Raw genomic sequence first — 24,470 nt, forward strand, 5'->3', positions numbered from 1 at the left:
CTTTTAAAACCCATGCGTTTCAGGAAGTCGTTGTTCTTCTTTTAAAACCCATGCATTGATGACGCTTGTTTCAATCAGCAGGCGGATCACATATTAAATTCATTTGTCATCAGCGATAGATAAAAAATCATGAAGTTAATTGATTATGTAAACTCGCGTAATAGCTATCTTCTTTTAATAAGGTTTGATGTGAACCACTACAACGTAGTTTTCCCTCTTCCATCAAATAGATGTTATCCATTTTACTCATGGCGGTTAATCGATGGCTGATCATGAGTAGGGTTTTATCTGTGGCAAACTCAAACAGTAGCGCTAAAATTTCACGCTCGGTGCGCTTATCTAAGCCTTCTGTGGGCTCATCTAATAATAAGATGGGTGCATCACGTAATAAGACTCTGGCAACACCAATACGACGTTGTTCACCACCTGATAGTTGCCTGCCTCCTTCACCAATGAAAACAGCTAAAGGATCTTTTCCTTGTGTTAAAACACCCAATCCGACTTTGTCTAATACCGACAATAATAAAATATCGTTTTTATCTTGTGCTATTTTTTTCTCAGCTAAATTGGTAAATGTTTGATTAGGCGTATTGGGCTGCGCTAATGCTAAGTTGTCTCTTAAGGTGCCACTAAACAGGTAGATTCGTTGGCTAACCACTGAGATTCCTGAGGTGAGGGCGGTTTGGTTATATTGCTCAATTGCCAAACCATCAATTAAAATCCCCCCTGAACTTGGCTGCCATTCACGGGTTAGTAATGATAATAGGGTCGATTTCCCACAGCCTGTTTGCCCTAATAAGGCGACTTTTTCACCTGCTTTAATCGATAAACTAATATTGTGTAATACGGCTGTCTGGTCATTTTTAGCGTTACTATTCATCCCTCTGTCAGAATAAGAGAATTGTATGTTGTTAAGTTCAATTTCACCTTTTTTAATCACTGCGCTACTTTGCTCATTAAATGTAATATCGGGTGTTTGATCCACTAAATCAGTTATACGCGTTGCGGCTGCGACACAGGAAGAGAGGTGCTGAAACGCGCCTGCAATAGGTAATAACATCTCAATACAGGCAAGCGTCATAAAGGCTATCAGTGCCAGCATTGCGCCAGGAGGTTGATACTGGCCTACGCCAGATGCAGCTAAGTAGAGTATCAAAACAACCACTGCGCCATGGCATAAAATCAGCATCGCTTGGCTAAAGGCCATGACGTTTGCCATTGCACGTTGACTGTCTAATAAATTGGATTCTGCTTGGCTTAATTTTTCACGAAAACGTTGTGTTGCTCCAAACAGTGATATTTCGGCAAGCCCTTGTATATACTCTAAAATCTGCACACGATAATGGCGTTTATTGTGCAGTTGAGAGACCCCAGGTTTACGCCCTAAAAAATAAAATAGGAAAGGCAAAACAAGCCACATTAACAATAAACTGCCACATAACATCAGCGCTAGCTGCGTATCTATCCACGCGACAAAAAAGGTCATAGCGAGTAACATCAACATCGCGCTTAGCATCGGTGTTAACAAACGTAAATAGAGGTGGTCTAAGGCATCAATGTCTGCTACTAAACGATTTAAAAGATCACCTTGTCGTATTCCTTGCATGTTGGAAGCACTGAGTGGTAGTAGTTTTCGCCATGTCCAAACACGCAGTTGTGTGAGTAATTTAAAGGTGGCTTGATGGGTGGCTAAACGTTCACCATAACGACTTGCCGTGCGTGATATCGATAAAAACCGTACACCGCTACCGGGGGTGAAGTAGTTAAATGCCTGTGTTGTTGCCAGTGTCAAACCCGCCACTGCTGATGCAGATAAAAACCAGCCTGATAATGATAGTAGCCCGATGCCCGCCATTAATGTGATGGTGCTGAGTAAGATGCCGACACACATCATGACCCATTGTTGTTTAAATAATTTGATAAACGGAAGGAGTGCTTTCATGAGTTTATCTCCTGAGGGCGAGTTGAATTTGTGTTATCTGTTATGTCATTTTCAAGGTCATCTTGTTGCATTTTTTTGAATAACCCTTCGCGTTGGTTTAGCTCCGTGAAGTTTCCTTGTTGTACAATCAGACCGTTATCTAATACCAATATGTGCTGCATCTGTTGTAGTTGGTCTAAGCGATGCGTCACCATTAAACTTGCTGATTGCGCTGTGGCATCGCGTAATGTGCTAAAGACGGCTTGCTCGCTGTGTTGGTCTAAACTTGCTGTAGGCTCATCTAATAAAAACAACTGTGCGTCTTGTGCTAGCGCCCGTGCTAATGCGATACGTTGTGCTTGGCCGACGGAAAGCCCCGCCATCTGTTCACCAATAGTATGATCTAAACCTAAAGGTTGTTTGTTTACAAAATCCAATATCATTGCTTTTTGCAAACAGTCTTCAACCTGCTGGGGTGATATATTTGTATTACCCATAGTGACATTTTCACGAATACTGCCGTGAAACAATTGTGGATCTTGTCCTAGCCATGCTACATGTTGATACCACTGTGCTTTGTTTATCTGATTAAGCTCAATACCATTGATTTTCAGAGAGCCTTGGTAGGGTAAAAAACCTAATAGGGCATTTAATAAACTGGTTTTCCCGGATCCGCTTGGGCCGACTAACGCAATTTGTTGACCTTTTTTAAGGGTGAAGCTTAACGGCCCCACTAATTGAATACCATCGTGACTATAAACGCGGAGTTGGCTTGCTTGTAGCTCAATCGGTTTTTTCCAATCAATTTCTTCAACTGTTTTTTTATCTGACGTTTTACCTTTAACCTGATAATCAATCACTTCATAGTCAAGCAGGGCTTTTAGCTCCTGTGCTGCACCAATCGCTTGCGCTTTTGCGTGGTAGTGAGTGCCCATGTCACGTAATGGTTGATAAAATTCAGGGGCTAACATGAGGATAAATAAACCAGTAAAAAGGCTAATAGCTTGGCCGTAATGACCGAAATTAAGGTGGCCTAAAAAACTAAAACCAAAATAGATAGCTAATATTGCAATGGATATTGCGCTAAAAAATTCTAGCACTGCGGAACTCAAAAAAGCTAAACGCAATACAGACATGGTGCGCGTTCGAAATGATTCCGAGGCAGACGCTATCTCTTTGACTTCTGCATCACCACGGTTAAATAGTTTTAGTGTTTTCAACCCTTTTAAGCGATCCATAAAATGGCCACTTAATTGTGCTAATGCACTGAAATTTTTCCGGTTGGCTTCTGCAGCCCCTTGGCCGACTAAAATCATAAATAGCGGAATGAGCGGTGCAGTGGTTAATAAAATTAGCCCTGCTGTCCAGTTAAGTGGAAAAACGACGATTAAAATACACAGAGGAATGAAACCCGCGAGCAACATTTGTGGTAAATAGCGTGCATAAAAATCTTGTAAATCTTCAATTTGTTCAAGTACGATGCTTGCCCAGCTTCCCGCTGGTTTTCCTTTAATAAAAGCGGGGCCTAATTCACTGAGTTTATCTAAGACCGCTTTACGAATTTGTAGGCGTAAACGTTTACCCGCTTCAAAACTACTTCGTTCACGCGCAAAGGCCAATAGGGCGCGGATAGGGATTAAGATGATTAGATAAATAAATTCATTGGTAAATGCAGATTTTGGCAACTCATCAATAATGATCCCCTGCAAAATGGTTGCGAGCAGGTAGGCTTGTAACATGAGTGCAAAGCCTGTTAATAACCCAAATAACACTGTTAAATTGAGAAAGAAACCACAGGATTTTTTGTGTAGGTTTAACCACTGTATTAATTGTTTTTCTAAGGATTTATCCATCTGTTTTTTTATCCGAGATTGAAAATATAAAATGAGAGATAATACCAATTGGATTAAGTATGTGATCTAAATTTTACCCAGGAAAAACAGCTTAATTCAAGACGAAAGTTGACGTAAATGGTTGTTCCCTTTACGAAACTTACAATGAAGAAGTAAGTTATTTTAACCAGTAAATAGACCCGCTATTTGTTCCGGTTGGTATAGCGCAGTATCGCAGATGAAATACCCCAAAAGAAGCAGTATTTTTGTTTTTTAAAAGTGATTTTAAAGGGGAGGGATCAGTGTTTCTTGAAACTCAACCGAGAACTAAAAAATCCGATGTCCAATGAACATCGAATTTTTTTTATGTGCTTAAAAAATGTAACGACTCAGCACCCCTTCAACGTTGAGGTGTTTTTATAAAAATAGACTGTAAATACTCAGGGCTAAGCCATTTATGCTTAGTTCAAGGCGAAAAAACGCAGTTTAATAGTTTAAATGAGCATTTTTCAACACGGTTATCATAGATAACTGAAGTTTAACCACGAACAAATCTAAATGGCAACGACCTGAGAAGTTACATAAAAATAAGCTTATAACAAAGTGTTTATTGAGGTGCTCTGTTATTAATCTTCGATTTGAAAATTAAGCCTTGTTCATTAATATCAAAACTCATCTGCAATCGTGCATCATATTCGGTTAAGAACATTGCTTCCTCTGGGATGATCTCGCCAGAAAGCTCTGCCGCGGTGATAATGGGCGTAACCATTTTTTTGAAATCAAAAGCAAAATGATACAGTCCATTTTTTTCAAGTGATTCTGAGCTAAGTTTATTAGCAAATTTTTCACCTTTCTCGCCATTATAGATAACTAAATGTTTGCCTTTAATCGCCAGTTTAGGGGCTATATTTAGCTCACTTGGAATAGGCATAATGGTATTTAGTTCAATAACATCGCCATCCGTGGTTAGTTGAATTTGTTGCAGTTCAGGCAGGAACATTTTAACCGAGTTAAACAGTTGTTCTGGATTCTCTGCTGAGAGCGTAAACAGGGCATCTAAGCTGTCGAGTTGAGGCTCTTTATCAAGTTGTGAAAGGGTGTAATCGAGTACACCAATACTAATGCCCTGTACACCATTAGCGATATTAGCGCCCATACCGACCATGCCAATTGATTCGCCTGATTGGGTAATTTGTGCTTGAATCTCTGCAAGTGGTTGACAGCGATAAGTGGGTGTTTGTAAATCACCCCAAATATCATTTAATGTGCCGGCTAGTTTGCTGACGTCAAAACCAAGACCCATTGAAAATACATTGTTATTGGTGTTATTGGTGTTATTGGTGTATTGAGGAATAAAGCCACGTAGTGCTGAAAGAGCATTTAAAATAGCCTTATTTTTACTCTCTACAATAGTAGAAACCGCAATGGTTGACTCTTTTTCACTAATATTAAGTTCAGTATAACCCGCAACGGTACGAGGCCAGTTATTCGCAATAGCGCCTAACTCCGCTGCACACTGTTCATTACGAATTTGTGAAAGTGTTGCATTATCTCCTAACTTATCCTCAATACGGGTGATCTGTTTTGCAAGCTGGTTACCATCTTTGGTCGTTAGACCTTTAATCAACTCTATATGATTAATAAAAGCGATACTGGCATCTTTTAAATTATGCTTTTTAACGATGTCACTGATAGTGTTTGTTGCCGCTAATGAGTGTTCTGGTTTACTTAACCCTAGCGCAGTTTCAAGTAGTGAGGGTTCATTATAAGCGGTGCTAAACGTGATGGTTAATAAACCATTATTAACCGCGACAATCACCTCGGCATTAATAGGATCTGTTTCATCGGTGATAGGATAACGACGATATTGTTGCCCTTTTAAATCGCCTTTTTTATGTTTAAAACCACTTTCAAGTTCAGTTTTATCAAGTAGATCCCAAATCGCTTTCTCGTTAGCTATCTCGATTTTAAACACCGGTAGTAAACCTAATGTATAAAAGTAAGCACGTACTTCATTAGGCAAACCAAATGTTTTCATCATGAGATCGGCATCAGCTAATCCAGCTTGATAGGTTTTTGCCAAGCTTAATACAAAGTTAGCCCCTGGGTTTCCCTCGTTATACAGCTCATTCATCATGGTTTGGTCGCTAGGATCAACCATTTTAGGTGCTGATGCGATGTAATCTCTGAGTGGGAAGGGGGCAAGTTGAGCCGCAAAAAGTGGGGTATCTGCAGGAACATAATCAAGTACATTATAAGCAGGTGATGAGTTTTGCTGATTAAAGAGATAAGCGCCTGCACCGATAGCAGCCACCGTGCCAATAATTAATAATTTGTTCAAGTTATCTACTCCGTTGGGGTTGTTAGCAGTATATTACTAAAAATCGGCTAGTTAGCTATGTAAAAATTACTTTTTAATGATTTTTTTTGTAGCGTAAATCTTGTAGGTTAAAGCCGAGTTCGATATCGTTTTTTAAGCTGACCAGTTGTTTCGCTAGTCGTGCCTCTTTTTCTGCCTTTTTCACTTTGCTTAAGCGTTTATCTTGCTCATCAACTGTTGTATCAAAGAGTTTTTGTAAACTACCGTATTGATGAAGTAGGGCTAATGCACCTTTTTCTCCAATCCCTTCAACGCCTTTAATGGCGCTACTAGAAATACCTGTCATTGCCCAATAGTCGGTTAATTTATCAACAGACAGGCCCATTTTATTTAATACTCGCCCGGTATCGGTATAACTATGCTGAAAATAATCATAGATAACGGTTTGCTTGCTGAGCAGTTGATAAAAACCTTTATCGGTAGAGACGATAATTGATTTCTGACCACTTTTTTCCATTTTTATCGCAAGGGTGGCTATCAAGTCATCTGCTTCATCTGTTTCTGTTATTAATGATTCAATACCCATCTCAAAAAAGCTATCTTGAATCTCTTCTAATCCTGCTTTTAACCGTGCTGGAATCGGTTTTCTACCTTGTTTATATAAAGGGTAGAGTTGATGTCGCCAACTGGGGCAGTGGCTATCAAAAACACAAATAACATGGGTTGGTTGATGAATGTTGAGCAACTTTTTTAACGCGTTACAGGCGGTTTCTTTGGTTTTATCAACGGCCTTTTGATTTTCTCCCTGTTGTTTCTCTTGGATAGCGTAGATGCGACGAATAAGGTTCATCGCATCGATAATAAGCAGTGTTGAACTCATTTGTTAATTATCTTATAGCAAGGAGTATAAACGGTGCCGGGTAGTTTCATTCGCCCCTGTTTTATAAAACTTTCTAGTAATACATCTACTTTTTTCATTAAGGACTTCTCTCCTTTTATGAGGAAAGGGCCAAAATCTTCAATGGATTGAATGCCCTCTTCTTTGACATTACCTCCCACAATACCAGAAAAAACACGACGTAAATTAGAGGCTAACTCTTGCACGGGTTGATCTTTATGTAAGACCAGATTACTCATGTTTTCATGATTGGGGATAAAAGGAAATTGAAAAGGCTCATCAATTTTAAGTGACCAGTTAAAAGAGTATGCATCACCAATGGCACGGCGGTACTCCGTCACTTTAAGCATCGACTTTTTAATCACTTGTGCGACAAGGGGCGCATCATCAACAATAATTTGATAGTGACGACGTGCATCATCGCCTAAGGTATCGCTAATAAATTGATCAATCGCTTTAAAATAGGATGCGCTCTCCTTAGGTCCGGTTAAAATAATGGGCATTGGCTGCTGTTTATTTTCTGGGTGCATCATAATACCAAGGATATACAACAGCTCCTCTGCCGTACCAGGACCTCCGGGGAAGATGATAATGCTATGCGCAATACGCACAAATGCCTCAAGACGTTTTTCAATGTCAGGTAGAATAACCAGTTCATTTACAATTGGGTTTGGTGGCTCTGCTGCAATAATCCCCGGCTCTGTTAAACCGATATAACGGCCATTATTAACACGTTGTTTTGCGTGGCCAATAGCCGCTCCTTTCATCGGACCTTCCATCGCGCCAGGGCCACAACCTGTGCAGATATTAAGTTCACGCAGACCAAGCTGGCTACCGACTTCACGGGTGTAACTAAATTCAGTATCGTTAATTGAGTGTCCACCCCAGCAAACAACAATATTAGGCTCAACACCCGCTTGCAAAATGTTAGCATTACGTAAAATAGAGAAAACTAAACTGGTGATTTTTGAGCTACTGTCTTGCTCTTTTTCTGTGTTGATATTTATTTGTGTATCTACATAAAGCAGATCGCGTAATACCGAAAAAAGGTGTTCTTGAATACCCTTTATTAACTCCCCATCAATGAAAGCTTCCTCTGGTGGATTATGTAACTCAATTTTTACTCCACGTTCTTGGTGTAATACATTAATTTTAAAGTCTTTGTATTTTTCTAATATCTCTTTACTGCTGTCGGTATGGCTTCCTGAGTTAAGCACTGCGAGGGAGCAGTTACGGAACAACTGATAAATTTCACTAGAAACAGATTCTTGTAGCTGATTAACTTCAAGTTGTGAGAGTAGTGCCATGCTACCAACGGGATTGATATGAGAGATCATAATGTCTCCTTAGCTGAGGAAAGGGGATATCCATCAATATGATGGGCTAGGTTATACCCATGATACTTCAAGATGCAAAGTCAGCAAGAAAATTGTGCCAAGATGCTAGGCATAAAATTGAAGTATAGTTATTCTACATAGAGATTTTATAACAACGCAGCTTGGTGCAAGTTGCCTTGCCCTACGGGGCGCAAGCTCGAAAACCAGCCCAGCGTTGCAACATTCAAAAAGTGAATGACAATTACCTCATGTTGCGTCTCGCTCTGATTATCGAGCTTGTGCCTGACAAAGCACCTTGAGGTATCATGGGTATAAGCATAATGAGATGAGTTGGTTGATGACTTATCTGTTTACAGTCAAGATTCTTTATTCTTTTTCAAAGCAGATAACTTGGTTACGCCCATTATTTTTTGCGTGATATAAAGCTTGATCAGCACGCTCAAAGGCGGTTTCTATATCATCTCCTTTACAAAAGCTGGTACAACCCACAGAAATTGTGATGCTAATACTCTCTTTCTTAAACTTAAAAGGAATGTTTCTGATCGATCGACATAATTTTTCGAGTGTTATCTGTGTCTGTTTATGGCTGATTTCTGGTAATAGAACAGCAAATTCTTCACCACCATAGCGCGCAATAAAATCGGTGTTACGTATCGATTTTTGTAATGTTTGCGCAATCACATTTAACACTTTGTCTCCTGCTAAATGACCAAAAGTATCATTAATTACTTTAAACTTATCAATATCAATCACTGCGATATTAAGAGGATGCTCGTAGCGTTGGTAACGTATAAACTCTACTTGTAAACGCTCACTCCAGGCTGCACGGTTAGGGATTTTTGTTAAAAAATCAATATGTAACTGTTTGTTTTGCTGTTTAAGTGTATTTTGATAATTTTTTGTTTCGTTTTGTAGTTCTTTTATTTGTCTTACCATGCCTTTAAATTGCTGGCGTACTTGTTGTTCTTTTTCTGCCTCTCTTGCTTGGATCATGCTTTCAACATTTTCAACGTAACTAAAGATATGCTTTTGTAGGGTTGCCATATCGGAAGCGCCTTCACTTGCTTTTTTAAGTGCTGCGGATTGTTTTTGAATGTTTTTGACACATTTTTCTTGATTTTCAAAGGCAGATTCAGCACGTTTAATATTTTTGGAAAAATTAAGATAAAATTGGGTAAGGCTATCATTAAGTGTGTATAAAAAATGACGAGAGGAGCGACGCTCTTCACGGGTGCTGTCAATAACTATCGCGATAATTTGTAAGCAGTGCTGAGGCAGTGCCAGGGGGTTTTTTTCATTCGATATTTTTTGCCTAATGACTTCAAGCTTTTTACTGTATCCCTCTCCGACATCAAGATCGAGAATAACCTGTTGTAGCTCATCACAAATATTATCTATTAGTGGGGTATTACACTCCTCGGTATCTAACGTTTGGTTTTTATTTAGCTCAATAACAACACGCTGATAGATTTTTATAATACTGGTTAGCTCACTATGATGCTCAATAATGGAGTAAGGCTGTGAGATATGTTTTGAGTGTTCAATTTTGTTGCTGATAGTGTCTGATAAGTTGGATATTTTTTGCAGTTGCAACTGTGATTGAGAAACAATGAGGCGCCCTTCAGAGAGCGTGTCCTCAATAGGTGTCTGGTGCTCACAAAGTTGAACGATACACTCATCATAAAGTGCTTCAGTAGTCTTTTCTGAATTACTATTTTGCAATTTTTTTAAAAAAACACGTTGATATTTATCAAATGCTTTGTCTTGACGAGATGTCAGTTTTAATAGCTGTTGAAGTAATTTAAGCGCAGCTACAGGGGAAGCCATAATATATATTCCATTAATTGTTTTGGTTATGAGTCAATTTTGACGGTAAGTCTACTACGCCTTAAAAATATCAGTTAGTGATAACGTTATGAAAGATATCTCAAATAAAAACTCAGTAAGTAAGACTTATTCTCATTTACAGAGTGTGACTATATCAACCGTTAACCATTTGACGTTTAATCCAGAATCTTACTGCTAAAAAGACTTTAATTTTAAGGTTACGGAAAACTTATTATTAGTAATTAACGCTGAATTCGCAAGTATAGAGAGTAAGTAAAATAAAAAAATGGGTTACTTCTCTAATTCTGGCCAATAAAATTGGTGACTCTGGTGGCTACAGTTGACTTTTACAATCCCTTTTTGGATAGCACGCTGTCCTAGTTCCCACAGATCGCCATCAAAAAATGCGGGTTGTAAATTATCAATTGCAACCAATTCAAGCCAACTATTCTCTTGATATGATTCGCGTAATTGGCTTGCGCCAAATAATGCAAGGCTACTTAGGTTTAACATACGTGTTGGTGTGATCGCTCGGCTGACATTGTTTAAGAATGGAAACGCGACAATGCCGATAGAAAGCGCATTGGGTAAATGATATTTATCGGCAAATAGTGTGAAAAAAGCCTCTATTTTTTGCGCAAAATTTTCTGCGCTTTGGTGATCTTGTTGTTCACTAATAAAAAGAATCTGATTATCCCTTATTTGGAAAATATCCGCACTGTTGGTAAAAAAAATGCGCAGTGCTTGGCCCAATTTTTTCTCTAATTCCGCACCAGAAAAAACACCTGACAGCTCATTTAAACGCGCCAGAAACGGGATGCTGATAAGTGCATAATAGAGCGGTTTATCATGGTAAATATAATTAAATTCATTGCCCTGAGCCTGTTGAGATGGAAGACCGGTGCGTGGATGATGAGTTAATTGGCGTTGTGAACGGTTTTCTGATTCGATGAGCTTACGGTTACGAATTAATATATAAAAAAAGCTTAAAAGGGTGATCACTAACAGTGTTATTGTGCTGTATGTCAGTGTTTTAAATCGTGCATTACTCGTTTCCAACTCACTATTTTTAATTTCTAGTTGTCGTTGCTGCTGGGTACGTTCAACCAGTTGTAACTGTTCATTAATCTTAAGTTGTTGCAGGGTAAACAGACGCTCTTTGATACGGTTTTGTAACGCATGAAAGTTTTTAAAGTGCAGAATAGCTTGTTGGTGATTACCTGTTATCTCGTAGCTTGAAGCAAGCATCTCAAATGCTTGTACACGTAGTTCAGGGTAATTATTCAGTGACAGTCGCAATATCTTCTCAAGTTGTAAAATGGCCAGTGCAGGATCATCATTAATAAGATTAAGGCGTGCTAAAAGCAGTAAACTTTCTACTTGATAGCGTGACTCTTTTAAGCGAGTAAAGTGATAACGTGCATTCTGAAGATATTTTTGTGCTAATAAACGCTCTTTTTGGTTTTCTTTGTTAAAGACATGGCTACTATAAGTGCGCCCGAGTTCAAGGTAAACATGCGCTAACAAGCTACTGTGTTTTTTGTTTTGAATTAATTCCAATGCATTAAATAGATATATAAGTGATTGATTCTGCTCGTTGTTTCTCTCTTTTAAAATGGCAAGTTGTATTAGACTATCTGCTTGTTTAATACTGTTTTTGGTGTTGATATAGAGCTCTACACGTTGACTTGCAAAGTCGATTGCACGATTAAAAAGATGTTTTTTCTGATACAAATTAGCAATACTTTTTTTACTTTCACCACTGAGTTTTATAAAGTTGTGTTTATTTGCGAGTTTATTGGCAGCAAATAGATTAGAGATTGCTAGCTGTTGTTGGTTTATATTTTCATAATAGAGCCCATAATAATAGGCTAGCCATGCGTGTAATTTTATACTTTTATTGGTTTTTAATTCCTCTTTTGCACTTTCTAACGTGAGGTTGGCATTACGGTATTGATCACTTTCTAACGACAATTTTATCACGGTGAGCAATAATTTAGCCTTTAAATTTGGGGCGTTTGTAAAAGGTATTACCTCTATTTTTCTTATACTGGTTGTGAATATTTTAATCAATAGTTGATTATTAAATTCAGGGCGCTTTTCTTTAGGAACTTCAGAAGCTAAAATGTTGAGTGTGCGCAGTTGCTCGGCAGAAAATGACAGTTGCTTTAGTTGCTTTGTTAATAACTGATAAGCATGCGTATAATCTTTAACCTGTGTATAACAGAAAGCCAGTAGTTGAGTCGGTAATATATTACTCGTTGCGAGACCCTCTGTTTCATCAGTGATAGGGCCTGAATTCATATAAAAGGCCTGCTGATTTTTAATGTAAAGCGTAGTTGTTTCGATACAGGCATCTGGGTTTTTATAACGCCCATGATAAGCATTTTTTAGTGCTGCAGGGATATTGGCATCAAGTAACTCGATTGCCCCGCTAGATGGGCTAAAAGAGAGTACTACAAGAGTTAAAAATAAACGCGTTATCTGTGTCATAAAAACCAATTTGCTCAAGACTTACTGACGCAGTAAGCGACGATTATTTAAGTTATCATTGTTTTCTTTATCATCAGTACAACGATAAGGGTTAATATCTAACCCTCCGCGACGAGTATACCTTGCGTAAACGGAAAGCGAATCAATTTGTCCGAATTTCATGAGATCACAGTAGATCCGCTCGACACATTGTTCGTGGAACTCATTATGCTCTCGAAATGAGATAAGATAACGCAGTAGTTTTTCACGATCTAACTGTTTGCCCGTATAGTTTATTTCAATGCTTCCCCAATCAGGCTGATTAGTGATTAAGCAGTTTGACTTTAATAGGTGTGAATAGAGTGTTTCTGTCACTACTTTTTCTGAACTAAGTGACGCAAGTAATGCCGGGGTAAGTTGGTAGTTATCTACCTCTATATCTAAGGTATCTAAACAAATACCAGTAAAAGTGCCAAGTTTATCAGTAAAGCTGTCCATATCTGTGTTTAGCTCTACACTCACCTGTTTATTCGCACAAGCTGTTAGGTCATTTTTTAGATGCTCTAAAACAGTTTCAACACTGGAAAATTTAGTCTGATTAAAGCTGTTCAGGTAAAGTTTAAAAGATTTAGACTCGATTAAATTATCGCTGTCATGTGGAACTTTAACCACACCTGTTGCGACGACGGGTTTGCCTTTACTGTTGAGCCATGAAAGTTCATAAATGTTCCACAAATCACACCCTACAAAAGGTAAGTTATCTGCGTTTAAATTGAGCTCATCACGATTTAAACTACGTGGCACACCTTGTAGTAGGCTTGCATCATATTGGCTTTTGTATTCTGTTACCTGTCCAAGAGAAAGGTTTTGCAGCGCGGACGCTTTATCGTAGAGAGTCATGGTTATTCACTTTTTATTTTTTTATTTAGTTACGTTACAATAAAGCTATTGTAACCAAATAAAAGAAAATTTCGAGTAATGAATAATACAATACAAAATGTACTGCATGACCTATTTGAACGTAATGAAAAAATATGGCAAGAAGAAAATAATAGCCTACCATTGCAACAGTGGGATACTGAGTGGCTATCACCTTGCCAAGTAGACAAAATAGATGAAAAGACTATCTCATGGAAACCAGTAAAGTTGAGTGATGTGAGTTTTAAAAATATCGAAGAGGCACTTGAAATAACACTACACCCGAGTATTACTGAGCTGTTTTGTTCATTTTATGCCGATGGTATCCCTTGCTTGTTTGATGGTCATCCTGTGGATCTCATTCAGGTGTGGAATGAAGACGATTTTAAACTATTACAAGAGAATATGATCGCCCATTTCATGATGCAAAAAAGGTTAAAACAACCCGCTTCGATGTTCATTGCAAGTTGCAGTGATGAGATGCAGGTTATCTCTATCTTAAATGAAACGGGTGAAGTACAGTTAGAAACATTAGGTAAAAAACAGGAAACACTATTAGCGCCTAATCTTGTTGAGTTTATCGCTAAACTGCAACCTGTTGTTAACCATCAAGATTAATCGTGCTTTCTTAGTTTTGATTTTATAAAGTCGATCACCTGTTCATTGAGACAGCTTTTAGAAAGGTAGCTTTGGCTACCATTTTCTAAATTGAGCATCACGCCCGTGGGCGTCTCAACGATATTTTTTATTTTATCCCAACTAAGCGTCTCGGTTTGGTAAAGGCTCTCTATCTTAATTGCATTTTCATCAATGGATAAATTAATCTTATTGCCTGAATTTTTACTCCACATCTGCCTTGTTAACCACCACGCTTTACGATATTTAAAACTAAAAAATTCAACAAAGGCGAGACCAATAAAAAAGAGACCTACAGCCACGGAAAGATTGGTGGTGATCATGATATAAAATCCAAACAGGAGCAGGGCACCCATAAATTTGTAACGTGGTTTTTTAGGGGCAAGCAGCAGGGCTGATTGATCAAAGCACTCTGAAAAGTGCTCTCGGTTAAGAATAAAATAGCTAGTGAATTGCATGGTTTTCCTTTGGCGTAAGATATGCCTTTTTGATTATGTTTTAAATATAATGAGATGTTAGTATTACGTTATTATAACTAATACCCATTGGATTAAGTATGAGATTTTATGTTGCGTAGGAAAAATAGATTAGTTCAAGGCACAAGTTGACGTAACGGAGTGTTCCCTTTGCGAACCTTGCAACGATGAAATAATTTATTTTAACCAGCAAGATTGCTCTACTGCTTATTCTAATTGGTATCATTACCACTGGAAGGCACAGATGAAAATAGAAACCCAAATTGTTAGCTTAGGCCGTGATAAAAAATGGAGCAAAGGGGTAATCAACCCTCCAGTATTTCGTGCATCAACGATGCTTTTTGACACCATGGAAGAGATGCGTTTTGCTACCAAAAATCGCGCCAATGGTGAGATGTTTTATGGTCGCCGTGGTGGGCCGACGCATTTTGCCTTTCAAGCGGCTATTGCAGAGTTAGAAGGTGGCGTTGGCACTGCGCTTTATCCTTCAGGATCTGCCGCTATTAGTGGTGCGCTACTGTCATTTTTAAAAGCAGGTGATCATCTTTTAATGGTTGATAACGCTTACGAGCCAACGCGTTCTTTATGTGATGGCTTATTAGCAGGGTTTGGTATTGAAACCACCTATTACGATCCCTTGATTGGTGCGGGTATTAAGGATCTTATTCGCCCTAATACCAAGGTATTGTTTTTAGAGTCACCTGGTTCAATCACCATGGAAATTCAAGATGTACCTACACTCAGTGAAATTGCACATCAGCATAATATGGTGGTGATGCTTGATAATACGTGGGCATCACCGATTAACTCTCGACCTTTTGAGATGGGCGTTGATATCTCCATTCAAGCCGCCACTAAATATATTGTCGGTCACTCCGATGTGATGATGGGCACAGCAACCAGCAATGAAACACATTGGCAACAGTTACGTGAAAACAGTTATCTGATGGGGCAATGTACCTCGCCCGATGATGTTTATTTAGCCAGTCGTGGTTTACGTACCTTAGGTGTACGCATGGCACAGCATGAAAAGAATGCGTTAAAAATTGCAAATTGGCTGGAAACGCGTCCAGAGGTAGATCATCTCCGCCATCCTGCTTTTGCTACTTGCCCGGGTCATGAATTCTTTAAACGTGACTTTAGTGCATCTAATGGTCTGTTTTCGTTTGTATTAAAGCAAGGTAACTTGAAATCAGTAACGGCACTGGTTGAGAACATGCAATACTTTAAGATGGGTTTTTCATGGGGCGGTTATGAAAGTCTGATTTTAGGGGTGTTTGGCATTGATAAATTACGTACTGCAACGCAATGGGATAGCTCAAAACCATTGATCCGTTTACATGTTGGTTTAGAAAATGTCGATGATTTGATTGCAGATTTAGAAGCGGGTTTTGCACGTTTTAACGCGGCATTATAAATAAAGGTAATACGGAGAGCGCAGGCTCTCTGTGTTATTTACTCGCTTGTACTTGATTACGCCCATTGGCTTTTGCGTCATATAACGCTTTATCTGCACGTTCAATAAACGCGCGGGTAGATTCATCTGATCTCATCTGAGCAACACCAAAACTGGCGGTGATTTTAAGGTTATCGGCAAAGACTTTATCCTCAATAATTAAACATAACTTTTCAGCAGTCGCAACGGCACTCTCTAATCCACTGTTTTTACAAATCAAAATAAACTCTTCCCCTCCCCAGCGACCTAATTTATCAGCAATACGAATATTGTTATAGATAGCTTGTGCGAAGGAGATCAAAATATCATCGCCGGTATTGTGGCCATGTACATCATTAACCAGCTTGAAAAAATCGATATCAATAAAAATGATACTAAAAGGTTTATTTTTTTCTGTTAGTGCCAATCCACACTCTGAGAAGTGTTTACTTAACCCTGCGCGATTGCGTAATCCAGTAAGTTCATCTCTTTTTGCCATTTTATCAATCTGATTTTTTTCCAGTTTTAAGGCGTGTAGGATTTCAAGCAAGCGATTTTTGGATATTTTGGCATTATTGAGTCGCAAACGGTATGAGCTAAGTTGTACAACAAGATAGACAATTGCTGAACTAACCCACATCGCTATAATGCTAAAGAGCAGGTTTTCTCTGGATATATAAAGGCGACGAAAGGTGATTTCATGGATAAATACTTCCATCTCGCCATATTCTGCGAGGCCTGCAGAGGCTATCTCAAGCAGTGGTACATTGGTAAATTCTCGGCCTTGAAATTCAGTGGGAATTTCACGTAACCCAGTCCACCATGACGTGACATTAAAATCACTTAACTGCACAAATTCACCACGTTTATAAGCATTCGGCTCAAACTCAACCTCATTAATTTTCATGGAGTTTTCATCTGTTTCGAGGTTGGTATAAGCAAGGTTGTAGTTACGGATATAAAAGCGCAAGCGTTCAGGTTTAGGGCCATTATAATCAACGTCTAAAAATACTTCATCATATTCAGATAAGTCCAGCCCATTTTGGAACTGGTAAATGCCTTTCTCATTTTGCGGGACTAAATGGATTTTTACTTCGCAGTAGGGCCATTGATAGGCCGGCACAATGTCACATCTAAAAAAGATGCCATCTGCTCTTTTTTCTACCTCAATGGTTGTTTCTCCACCTTGAATCTGGTCTGAAACACCGACAATAGAATAGGTATCATCGAGTTTGATGGTAAATGTTTTATAAAGGCCGATGTTATACGTGAGCAGTAATACCGCAGTAGTAAAAATCAACAATATTAAAATAAGGTATCTATTTATGCTTGTCATAAAGTCCCTTTTTATAAGTCACTATAAAAGTAGTAAAGAAAGCAGTCACTGCCAAGGACTTGAGGTAAATATCGTATTTATAAGCCTTTTTATTTATAGTTGCTCATAACTATATTGACTCTACCCTAGGGGAAAGCCTTAACATGGCCTCTTTAATTTAATTGATGGCTTATTACTCCCTTATCTAATGAAACGATTTATCACCCTACTTTTAATGGTTTGTACACTGCTAACTTTCACACAGAAAGTGATGGCGTCTGCACCCTTATTTGTCAGTGAAGAAAAATCGATGATTCACTGTGATATGGAAAACATGATCATGAACTATGGCGATTGTGCGACTGAGATGGTCAATATGGAGAACTGTCAAAACGATTGTGAAATGATGACCGTCGTCTCTGTTTTACATTTTATTGACGATGAGAAAATGCTCTATTTCATCACGACACAGCTTAATTATCCTGTCGTTATTATTACCCCCCCTTACTCTTTTTCTGAAACACTTTATCGACCTCCTTTTTTAAGTTAATCACCCTAAAATAGATCTATTCCCCGTAATAGAGCCTTTAGATTAACTATTTATCCTGTTGATGGATAAAAGGAAAAGAGATGAAAAGTTCACATTACTCGATGCTGTTACTGGCAGTGATTGGGTTTCAAGCAAACGCGTTATCGTTGCAAAATGCACTACAAATAGCATTAAATGATGATCCCGCACAAAAGATATATCAAGCACAACAAGCGTCATTGATTGCGCAAGGTAATAGCAGTGCAACACTGGCTGACCCGATGATAAAACTGGGTATAGCAAATGTGCCCACTGACAGTTTTTCATTGGATAGCGATCCGATGACGCAACTTACCGTAGGAATATCACAGCAATTTAACCGTGGCAGTACCTTAGCGATAACCAAAAAAGGGTTTACTTTACAGTCTGAAGTCGCCGTTTTTCAAGGTTTAGACAGGCAGTTGTTAGTGAAAAAAACAGTACGCACCCTGTGGCTTAATATCCTGTTTATTGAAAAATCGCTACAATTGGTCAGTGAAAACAAAAGACTTTTTACCAGTTTTTATGACGATTTAGACGCGCAGTTTTCATTAGGGCTTGCTGACAATGAAGATCTTATCAACGCTGAGATAGAGCTGAGTTTGTTTGATGAAAAACTGGCTAAATTAAAGCAACAATCATTCATTTATCGTAGTCAGCTCAGTGAATGGGTTGGCAACGTTGCTTATGACAAACTACAAACGGATCTCCCTGATTGGTCTGATACATTAACTTATATTAAGCGCAGTGAAGCCGTTAATTATCAACATTATTCATTGCTTGCTAATCACCCTGCAGCAAAAGCGTTTAATCAAAATATTTTAGTGGCAAATAGCAATATTCATTTAGCGGAGCAAGATTACAAACCAAGCTTTAAAGTGGAACTGGGTTATGGGCATCGCTTATCTGAGATGGATAATGGTGAGCCTCGCGCTGATCTGTTAAGTGGTTTTGTGACTATGGATATCCCGCTGTTTACCGATCAACGTCAAGATCAAAAAATGATCTCAGCACAGCATAATAAAGGCCAAAAGCAGGCTGAACATCGTTTGTTATTGCGTCAGTTAAATGCCCAACTTAATGCTGAAATTGTTAATTACCAACAGTTAGTTTCTCGTCAAAATCGTTATCAAGACAGCTTACTCAAACAAGCGAAATTACACGCCGAGATTTTAGAGCAAAGCTATCAATCTAATACACGTCCTTTTAAAGAGGTGATTCAAGCTTATATCCATGAGCTCAACCTCGCAATTGAATATCAACAACTCTATTTTGATGGTCTGAAAAGTCTGGCTAACATCCGCTACTTTCAGTCACTTTAAGGAAAAATTATGCGTTATTTTTTAATATTAATTACTGGACTCTCGATAGGTTTTTTTGCCAGCCAAGGTAATAAATTAACCTCATTTTTTTCGGCACCAGAAACCATTGCTGAGCAAGAGGTTCTCTATTGGGTCGCACCGATGGATGCCAATTATCGCCGTGACAAAGCGGGTAAATCGCCAATGGGCATGGACTTAGTACCTGTTTACGCGAAAGCTAAAAAAGCGGAACCTAAAATCCTTTATTGGGTTGCACCGATGGATGCTAACTACCGTCGTGATAAAGCAGGGAAATCGCCAATGGGCATGGATTTAGTGCCTGTTTATGAACAGGGTGATGACGAGGGAGAAGCTGGCTTAGTTAAAATCTCTGCTGTTGTTGAAAATAATCTCGGTGTACGCACTACACGGGTAATAAAAGATAATTTTAATGTCACCATTAAAAGTTTAGGCAGTGTACAAGCAAATGAAGATGCGTTATGGCAGATCAATAGCCGTGTTTCCGGGTGGATTGAAAAACTGTATGTGAAATCAGTGGGCACGCAGGTACAAAAAGGGCAGAAATTATATGCACTTTATTCGCCTGAGTTAGTGAAAGCACAAGAGTCACTGTTTAATGCCATTAAACTCAATCGCAGTGGTTTGGTGAAATCATCAAAAGCACGATTAAAAGCACTTGGGGTGAGTTCTCAGCAGATTAAACAGATTATAAAAAATAAAAAAGTATCACAACATATTATCGTTTACGCACCGCAAAAAGGCACGATTTCTGAGCTTAAAGTGAATGAAGGCGCATTTATATCCCCGGCAACAACTGTGGTTAAAGCGGTTAATTTAGATACTGTTTGGGTTGATGTTGAGGTATTTGCAGCCCAAGTTTCTTTGGTGAAATTAGGTGATATGGCGAGCATGTCTTTAGATTATTTCCCGGGGCAAGAGTGGCGAGGAAAGGTGGATTTTATCTACCCTGAAATGAGCAAAAGCAACCGCACACTTAGAGTAAGATTACAGTTTGATAACCCCACGTCGCAGCTTAAGCCGAATATGTTTGCTTCGGTTATTTTAACGCCTGTAATGGAAGAAAAACGTTTACAAATTCCTCGTGAGGCGGTGATTTATGCGGGTAATATGGATCGTGTTGTATTGGCGCTAGGTGAAGGGAAATTCAGATCCGTGTTAGTTAAAGTGGGTTTAGAGAATCATCGTTTTATTGAAGTACTCTCGGGGCTTGAAGAGGGCCAGAAAATTGTCACCTCTGCACAGTTTTTATTGGACAGTGAATCCAGTATTAGCGCTGATTTTGAACGTATGTTAGAGGTGCAAAAACAACAGGAACTTGATGATGCCCAATATGACCAGAATAAAGAGGATGATGATTTAGATTGGTTAGATTTTGGACTGTTAAATATCAATAATAAAGAGGTGATCTTATGATCACTAAGGTTATTCACTGGTCGATTAAAAATCGCATATTAGTCTTATTAACCACCATCGCAATTGTTGTGTATGGCATTTTTTCACTGCAAAAAACACCGATTGATGCATTGCCTGATCTTTCTGATGTACAAGTTATTATTAAAACAACTTATCCCGGGCAAGTGCCTCAAGTAGTTGAAGATCAAGTGACCTATCCACTTACCACTGCCATGTTAAGTGTGCCGGGCGCGGTGACGGTGCGTGGGTACTCCTTTTTTGGTGATTCTTATGTTTATATCATTTTTGATGATGATACCGACATATATTGGGCGCGCTCGCGTGTTTTAGAGTATCTCTCACAAGTTGCACCCGATTTACCTCCGCAAGCACGTTCAGCGCTTGGGCCTGATGCCACAGGTGTGGGTTGGATATTTAGTTATGCGTTGGTTGATAAAAGTGGCAAACATGATCTCAGTGAACTGCGTAGTTTACAAGATTGGTTTTTAAAGTTTGAACTACAAACGGTCCCCGGTGTATCAGAAGTGGCGACGGTCGGTGGCATGGTGAAGCAGTATCAGGTGCGTGTTGATCCGAACAAACTACGCGCTTATAACATCTCATTAAGCCAAATAAGTAAGGCGATTAAAGATGGCAATCAAGAGTCAGGTGCCAGTGTCATTGAGATGGGGGAAGCGGAGTACATGGTACGTACGTCGGGTTATATCTCATCAATAAAAGATCTTAAAGCGATTCCGTTACAGGTAAATGATAAAGGCACACCGTTGTTATTAGGGGATGTTGCTGAGATACGGCTAGGACCACAGATGCGTCGCGGTATTACCGAGCTAAATGGTGAAGGTGAAGTGGTCAGTGGGATAATTGTGATGCGTTTTGGTGAAAATGCACAGGAGGTGATCGAAGCGGTAAAAGATAAACTTAATGAACTGCAAAAAAGTTTACCTGAAGGGGTTGAGATTATTACCACCTATGATCGTTCCGAACTGATCAATTCTGCTGTTGATAACCTTTTTGATAAACTTATCGAAGAGTTTATCGTGGTCATTTTAGTCTGTGCTGCCTTCCTGTTCCATTTTCGCTCATCATTAGTCATTTTAGTGAGCTTACCCGTGGGTATTTTTGCAGCTTTTATTGTGATGTCATGGCAGGGGCTTAATGCCAACATTATGTCGTTGGGGGGGATCGCGATTGCCATTGGTGCGATGGTCGATGGCGCCATTGTGATGATTGAAAATGTGCATAAACACATGGAAAAAGTAGAACTTACCGACCATAACCGCTGGCAAGTGATCGCTAAAGCCTCCAGTGAAGTAGGGCCTGCACTGTTTTTCTCACTGCTTATTATTACTTTTAGCTTCTTACCTGTTTTTGCACTGGAAGGCCAATCGGGCAAGATGTTCTCACCACTTGCATTTACTAAAACCTATGCGATGGCAGCTTCTGCGGGTCTAGCGATCACCTTGATTCCGGTATTAATGGGTTATTTTATTCGTGGTAAAGTATTACCCGAAAATAAAAACCCGCTAAACCGTTTAGTGATTGCTATTTACAAGCCTTTTTTAACCTTTAGTTTACGTTTTCCAAAAACACTGATTGCTTTTGCTTTTTGTTTACTCGCGGTGGGTTTTTATCCGGTTAATAAAATTGGTAGTGAGTTTATTCCCCCTTTAGATGAAGGGGATCTTATGTATATGCCCACCACCCATCCGGGCATCTCCATTGGTAAAGCGCGTCAACTTTTACAACAAACCAACAAATTGATTAAAACTGTACCGGAAGTAAAAACAGTATGGGGAAAAATTGGTCGCGCTGAAACGGCAACCGATCCTGCGCCACTGACCATGATAGAAACAGTGATTCAGTTTAAACCAAAAAGTGAATGGCGTGAGGGGATGACCAAAGATAAATTGAAGCAGGAACTTGATAGCTTAATTCAATTTCCGGGACTCACCAACGCATGGGTGATGCCCATTAAAACCCGTATTGATATGTTAGCAACAGGCATTAAAACCCCTATTGGTATCAAAATTGCGGGGGGCGACTTAGCCGAAATTGAAAAAATTGGCCGACAGGTAGAGGCCATTTTAAAAGACGTTGAAGGCACTGCTTCTGTTTATGCGGAACGTGTAACAGGTGGGCGTTATGTGAAGGTGGATATCGACCGCGAAAAAGCGGGTCGTTATGGGCTAAATATAGCAGAGATTCAACAGTTGGTTGCAGTGGCGATTGGTGGGCAAAATATCACAGAAACCATTGAGGGGTTAGAGCGCTATCCGATTAATTTACGTTATCCTAATGATTATCGTGATTCTATTAGTGCCTTAAAAACATTGCCAATTATCACCCCTTCAAAAATGACCATTAGTTTGAGTGATGTGGCGCATGTTTATATCGAAGCGGGCGCGCCGATGATAAAAACAGAGAATGCACGTTTAAACGGTTGGATTTTTGTGGATATCGAGAATCGTGACTTGGGTTCGTATGTTAAAGATGCACAAGCCATAGTGAATGAAAAACTGCAATTGCCTGCTGGCTATTCACTTATCTGGTCTGGGCAATATGAATATATGGAGAAAGCCAATGCGCGTTTAGCAAAAGTGATTCCAGTAACGGTCATTATCATCATTATTCTTTTGTATATGGCATTTAGACGTGTCGGAGAGGTATTGCTTATTTTATCTACATTACCGTTTGCTTTGATGGGGGGTATTTGGTTGATGTTTATACTTGATTATAACTTCTCTATCGCCGTCGGGGTGGGGTTTATTGCCCTTTCAGGGGTCTCCATTGAGATTGGTGTGATCATGTTGTTGTATCTTAACCAATCATTAGAGGCGAAAAAGCAGCAACGTTTTGCACACTTTAATGAGGATGATTTACGCGATGCTGTGATGGAAGGTGCTGGATTACGTGTGCGTCCTGTGATGATGACCGTGGCAACGGTGGTGATTGGTTTAGTGCCGATTATGTTTGGCGAGGGAACCGGATCTGAGGTAATGCAACGTATTGCAACACCGATGGTTGGGGGAATGGTAAGCGCGATTATATTAACGCTGCTGATATTACCTGCGGTCTATTTTCAGTGGAAAAAGGTCAGCATGCGCAAGCAGTTTGCAATGAACAAATAATATTAATCACTCGTAAGCATTTAATTATTGGCAAGTGTGGCTTTAACTGCGCCAAGGCGAAACTAAAGTTTCACTTGCATAACAATATCAATACCTTAGCCAAAATGGAAACTAACCCATTTTGGCTGACTTTTTTCCTGTAAGTATTTGATTTATATTGGTGTGAAATTCTATTTTATGCTTAAATCAAAATAGGCGAAGGTATTGAATATATATTAATTTTAAAAAAGGGAACAATATGAATATTAAAAAAACAAAATTAGCGATAACGTTAACAGGTGTACTTTTTTTATCTCTGCCAATGAGCCAAGCTTTTGCGCACCAAGATCACTGTGAAATCAAAGAGACACAACTCGGTGAAACCATGAAATATATCAAAAGTGAATTACGTGCTTATGTGAAAGGGTTTAAAAAAGGGGATCGTCAAAAGATGCAAAAACATCTAGATGAACTGCTTAAATTAAGTGTGATGGCGAATAAACATACCCCTGCAAAAATCATGATGATGAAACCTGATGGCATGAAAAATAGGGCTTCGGATGATATGAGCGCCATGGATCATAGTAGTATGAAAGCGGATGATATGAGCGCCATGGATCATAGTAGTATGAAAGCGGATGATATGAGCGCC

General features: G+C 39.1%; 17 protein-coding genes. 7 read left to right on the forward strand and 10 right to left on the reverse strand.

From position 1 onward, the window contains the following. Positions 1-127: 127 nt before the first annotated feature. The 8 genes from cydC to queF all read right to left on the reverse strand — a co-directional run bounded on the left by cydC (position 128) and on the right by queF (position 13,507). A complete protein-coding gene (gene cydC / locus G322_RS0107870; protein WP_022941255.1) occupies positions 128-1,942 on the reverse strand; it encodes a heme ABC transporter ATP-binding protein/permease CydC in 1,815 nt (604 codons plus the stop codon). Continuing rightward, a complete protein-coding gene (gene cydD / locus G322_RS0107875) occupies positions 1,939-3,774 on the reverse strand; it encodes a heme ABC transporter permease/ATP-binding protein CydD (protein WP_022941256.1) in 1,836 nt (611 codons plus the stop codon). The genes cydC and cydD overlap by 4 nt, the downstream gene beginning before the upstream one ends. A 586-nt stretch (positions 3,775-4,360) precedes the next feature. After that, complete coding sequence (locus G322_RS0107880; RefSeq protein ID WP_022941257.1) at positions 4,361-6,094, reverse strand: hypothetical protein; 1,734 nt, start codon at positions 6,092-6,094, stop codon at positions 4,361-4,363. Between the two features lie 73 nt (positions 6,095-6,167). Next, positions 6,168-6,953 carry a flap endonuclease Xni gene (gene xni, locus G322_RS0107885; protein WP_022941258.1) on the reverse strand — a complete coding sequence of 262 codons (786 nt, stop codon included), beginning with the start codon at positions 6,951-6,953 and terminating at the stop codon, positions 6,168-6,170. Continuing rightward, entirely contained in the window at positions 6,950-8,308 is a 1,359-nt protein-coding gene (ppnN, locus tag G322_RS0107890; protein ID WP_022941259.1) for a nucleotide 5'-monophosphate nucleosidase PpnN, read from the reverse strand. The genes xni and ppnN overlap by 4 nt, the downstream gene beginning before the upstream one ends. Before the next feature lie 366 nt (positions 8,309-8,674). Next, positions 8,675-10,135: a GGDEF domain-containing protein gene (locus G322_RS0107895; protein WP_022941260.1), complete on the reverse strand. Its 1,461-nt coding sequence runs from the start codon at positions 10,133-10,135 to the stop codon at positions 8,675-8,677. A gap of 291 nt (positions 10,136-10,426) precedes the next feature. Then, complete coding sequence (locus G322_RS0107900; protein ID WP_022941261.1) at positions 10,427-12,628, reverse strand: tetratricopeptide repeat protein; 2,202 nt, start codon at positions 12,626-12,628, stop codon at positions 10,427-10,429. A 21-nt stretch (positions 12,629-12,649) separates the two neighbouring features. Further along, entirely contained in the window at positions 12,650-13,507 is an 858-nt protein-coding gene (gene queF, locus G322_RS0107905; RefSeq protein WP_022941262.1) for an NADPH-dependent 7-cyano-7-deazaguanine reductase QueF, read from the reverse strand. A gap of 78 nt (positions 13,508-13,585) precedes the next feature. Here queF and syd point away from each other — a divergent pair, with 78 nt between their 5' ends. After that, positions 13,586-14,143 carry a SecY-interacting protein gene (gene syd / locus G322_RS0107910; protein WP_022941263.1) on the forward strand — a complete coding sequence of 186 codons (558 nt, stop codon included), beginning with the start codon at positions 13,586-13,588 and terminating at the stop codon, positions 14,141-14,143. On the opposite strand, the gene G322_RS0107915 is transcribed toward syd, so the two are convergent. Beyond that, positions 14,140-14,619 carry a YcxB family protein gene (locus tag G322_RS0107915; RefSeq protein ID WP_022941264.1) on the reverse strand — a complete coding sequence of 160 codons (480 nt, stop codon included), beginning with the start codon at positions 14,617-14,619 and terminating at the stop codon, positions 14,140-14,142. The two genes, syd and G322_RS0107915, sit on opposite strands and share 4 nt — an antisense overlap. A gap of 262 nt (positions 14,620-14,881) precedes the next feature. Here G322_RS0107915 and G322_RS0107920 point away from each other — a divergent pair, with 262 nt between their 5' ends. After that, on the forward strand, positions 14,882-16,054 hold the full coding sequence (locus G322_RS0107920) for a cystathionine beta-lyase (protein ID WP_022941265.1): 1,173 nt from the start codon (positions 14,882-14,884) through the stop codon (positions 16,052-16,054). 34 nt (positions 16,055-16,088) lie between these two features. Here the strand turns inward: G322_RS0107920 and G322_RS0107925 are convergent, their stop codons facing one another. Then, positions 16,089-17,408 carry a GGDEF domain-containing protein gene (locus G322_RS0107925; RefSeq protein ID WP_022941266.1) on the reverse strand — a complete coding sequence of 440 codons (1,320 nt, stop codon included), beginning with the start codon at positions 17,406-17,408 and terminating at the stop codon, positions 16,089-16,091. A 250-nt stretch (positions 17,409-17,658) separates the two neighbouring features. Between G322_RS0107925 and G322_RS0107930 the strand changes: the two genes are divergently transcribed. The 5 genes from G322_RS0107930 to G322_RS0107950 all read left to right on the forward strand — a co-directional run. After that, positions 17,659-17,937, forward strand: coding sequence for a hypothetical protein (locus G322_RS0107930; RefSeq protein ID WP_156873935.1), 279 nt, complete (start codon positions 17,659-17,661; stop codon positions 17,935-17,937). A gap of 80 nt (positions 17,938-18,017) precedes the next feature. Then, positions 18,018-19,277: a TolC family protein gene (locus tag G322_RS0107935; RefSeq protein WP_022941268.1), complete on the forward strand. Its 1,260-nt coding sequence runs from the start codon at positions 18,018-18,020 to the stop codon at positions 19,275-19,277. Positions 19,278-19,286: 9 nt separating this feature from the next. Continuing rightward, positions 19,287-20,711, forward strand: coding sequence for an efflux RND transporter periplasmic adaptor subunit (locus G322_RS0107940; protein WP_022941269.1), 1,425 nt, complete (start codon positions 19,287-19,289; stop codon positions 20,709-20,711). Then, on the forward strand, positions 20,708-23,839 hold the full coding sequence (locus tag G322_RS0107945) for an efflux RND transporter permease subunit (protein ID WP_022941270.1): 3,132 nt from the start codon (positions 20,708-20,710) through the stop codon (positions 23,837-23,839). The genes G322_RS0107940 and G322_RS0107945 overlap by 4 nt, the downstream gene beginning before the upstream one ends. 238 nt (positions 23,840-24,077) lie before the next feature. Next, positions 24,078-24,470 (forward strand): hypothetical protein (locus tag G322_RS0107950; protein ID WP_028866509.1); only part of this gene is annotated, 393 nt, incomplete at its 3' end.

Source organism: Psychromonas hadalis ATCC BAA-638 (assembly GCF_000420245.1).
In the GTDB taxonomy this organism is placed as follows: Bacteria; Pseudomonadota; Gammaproteobacteria; order Enterobacterales; family Psychromonadaceae; genus Psychromonas; species Psychromonas hadalis.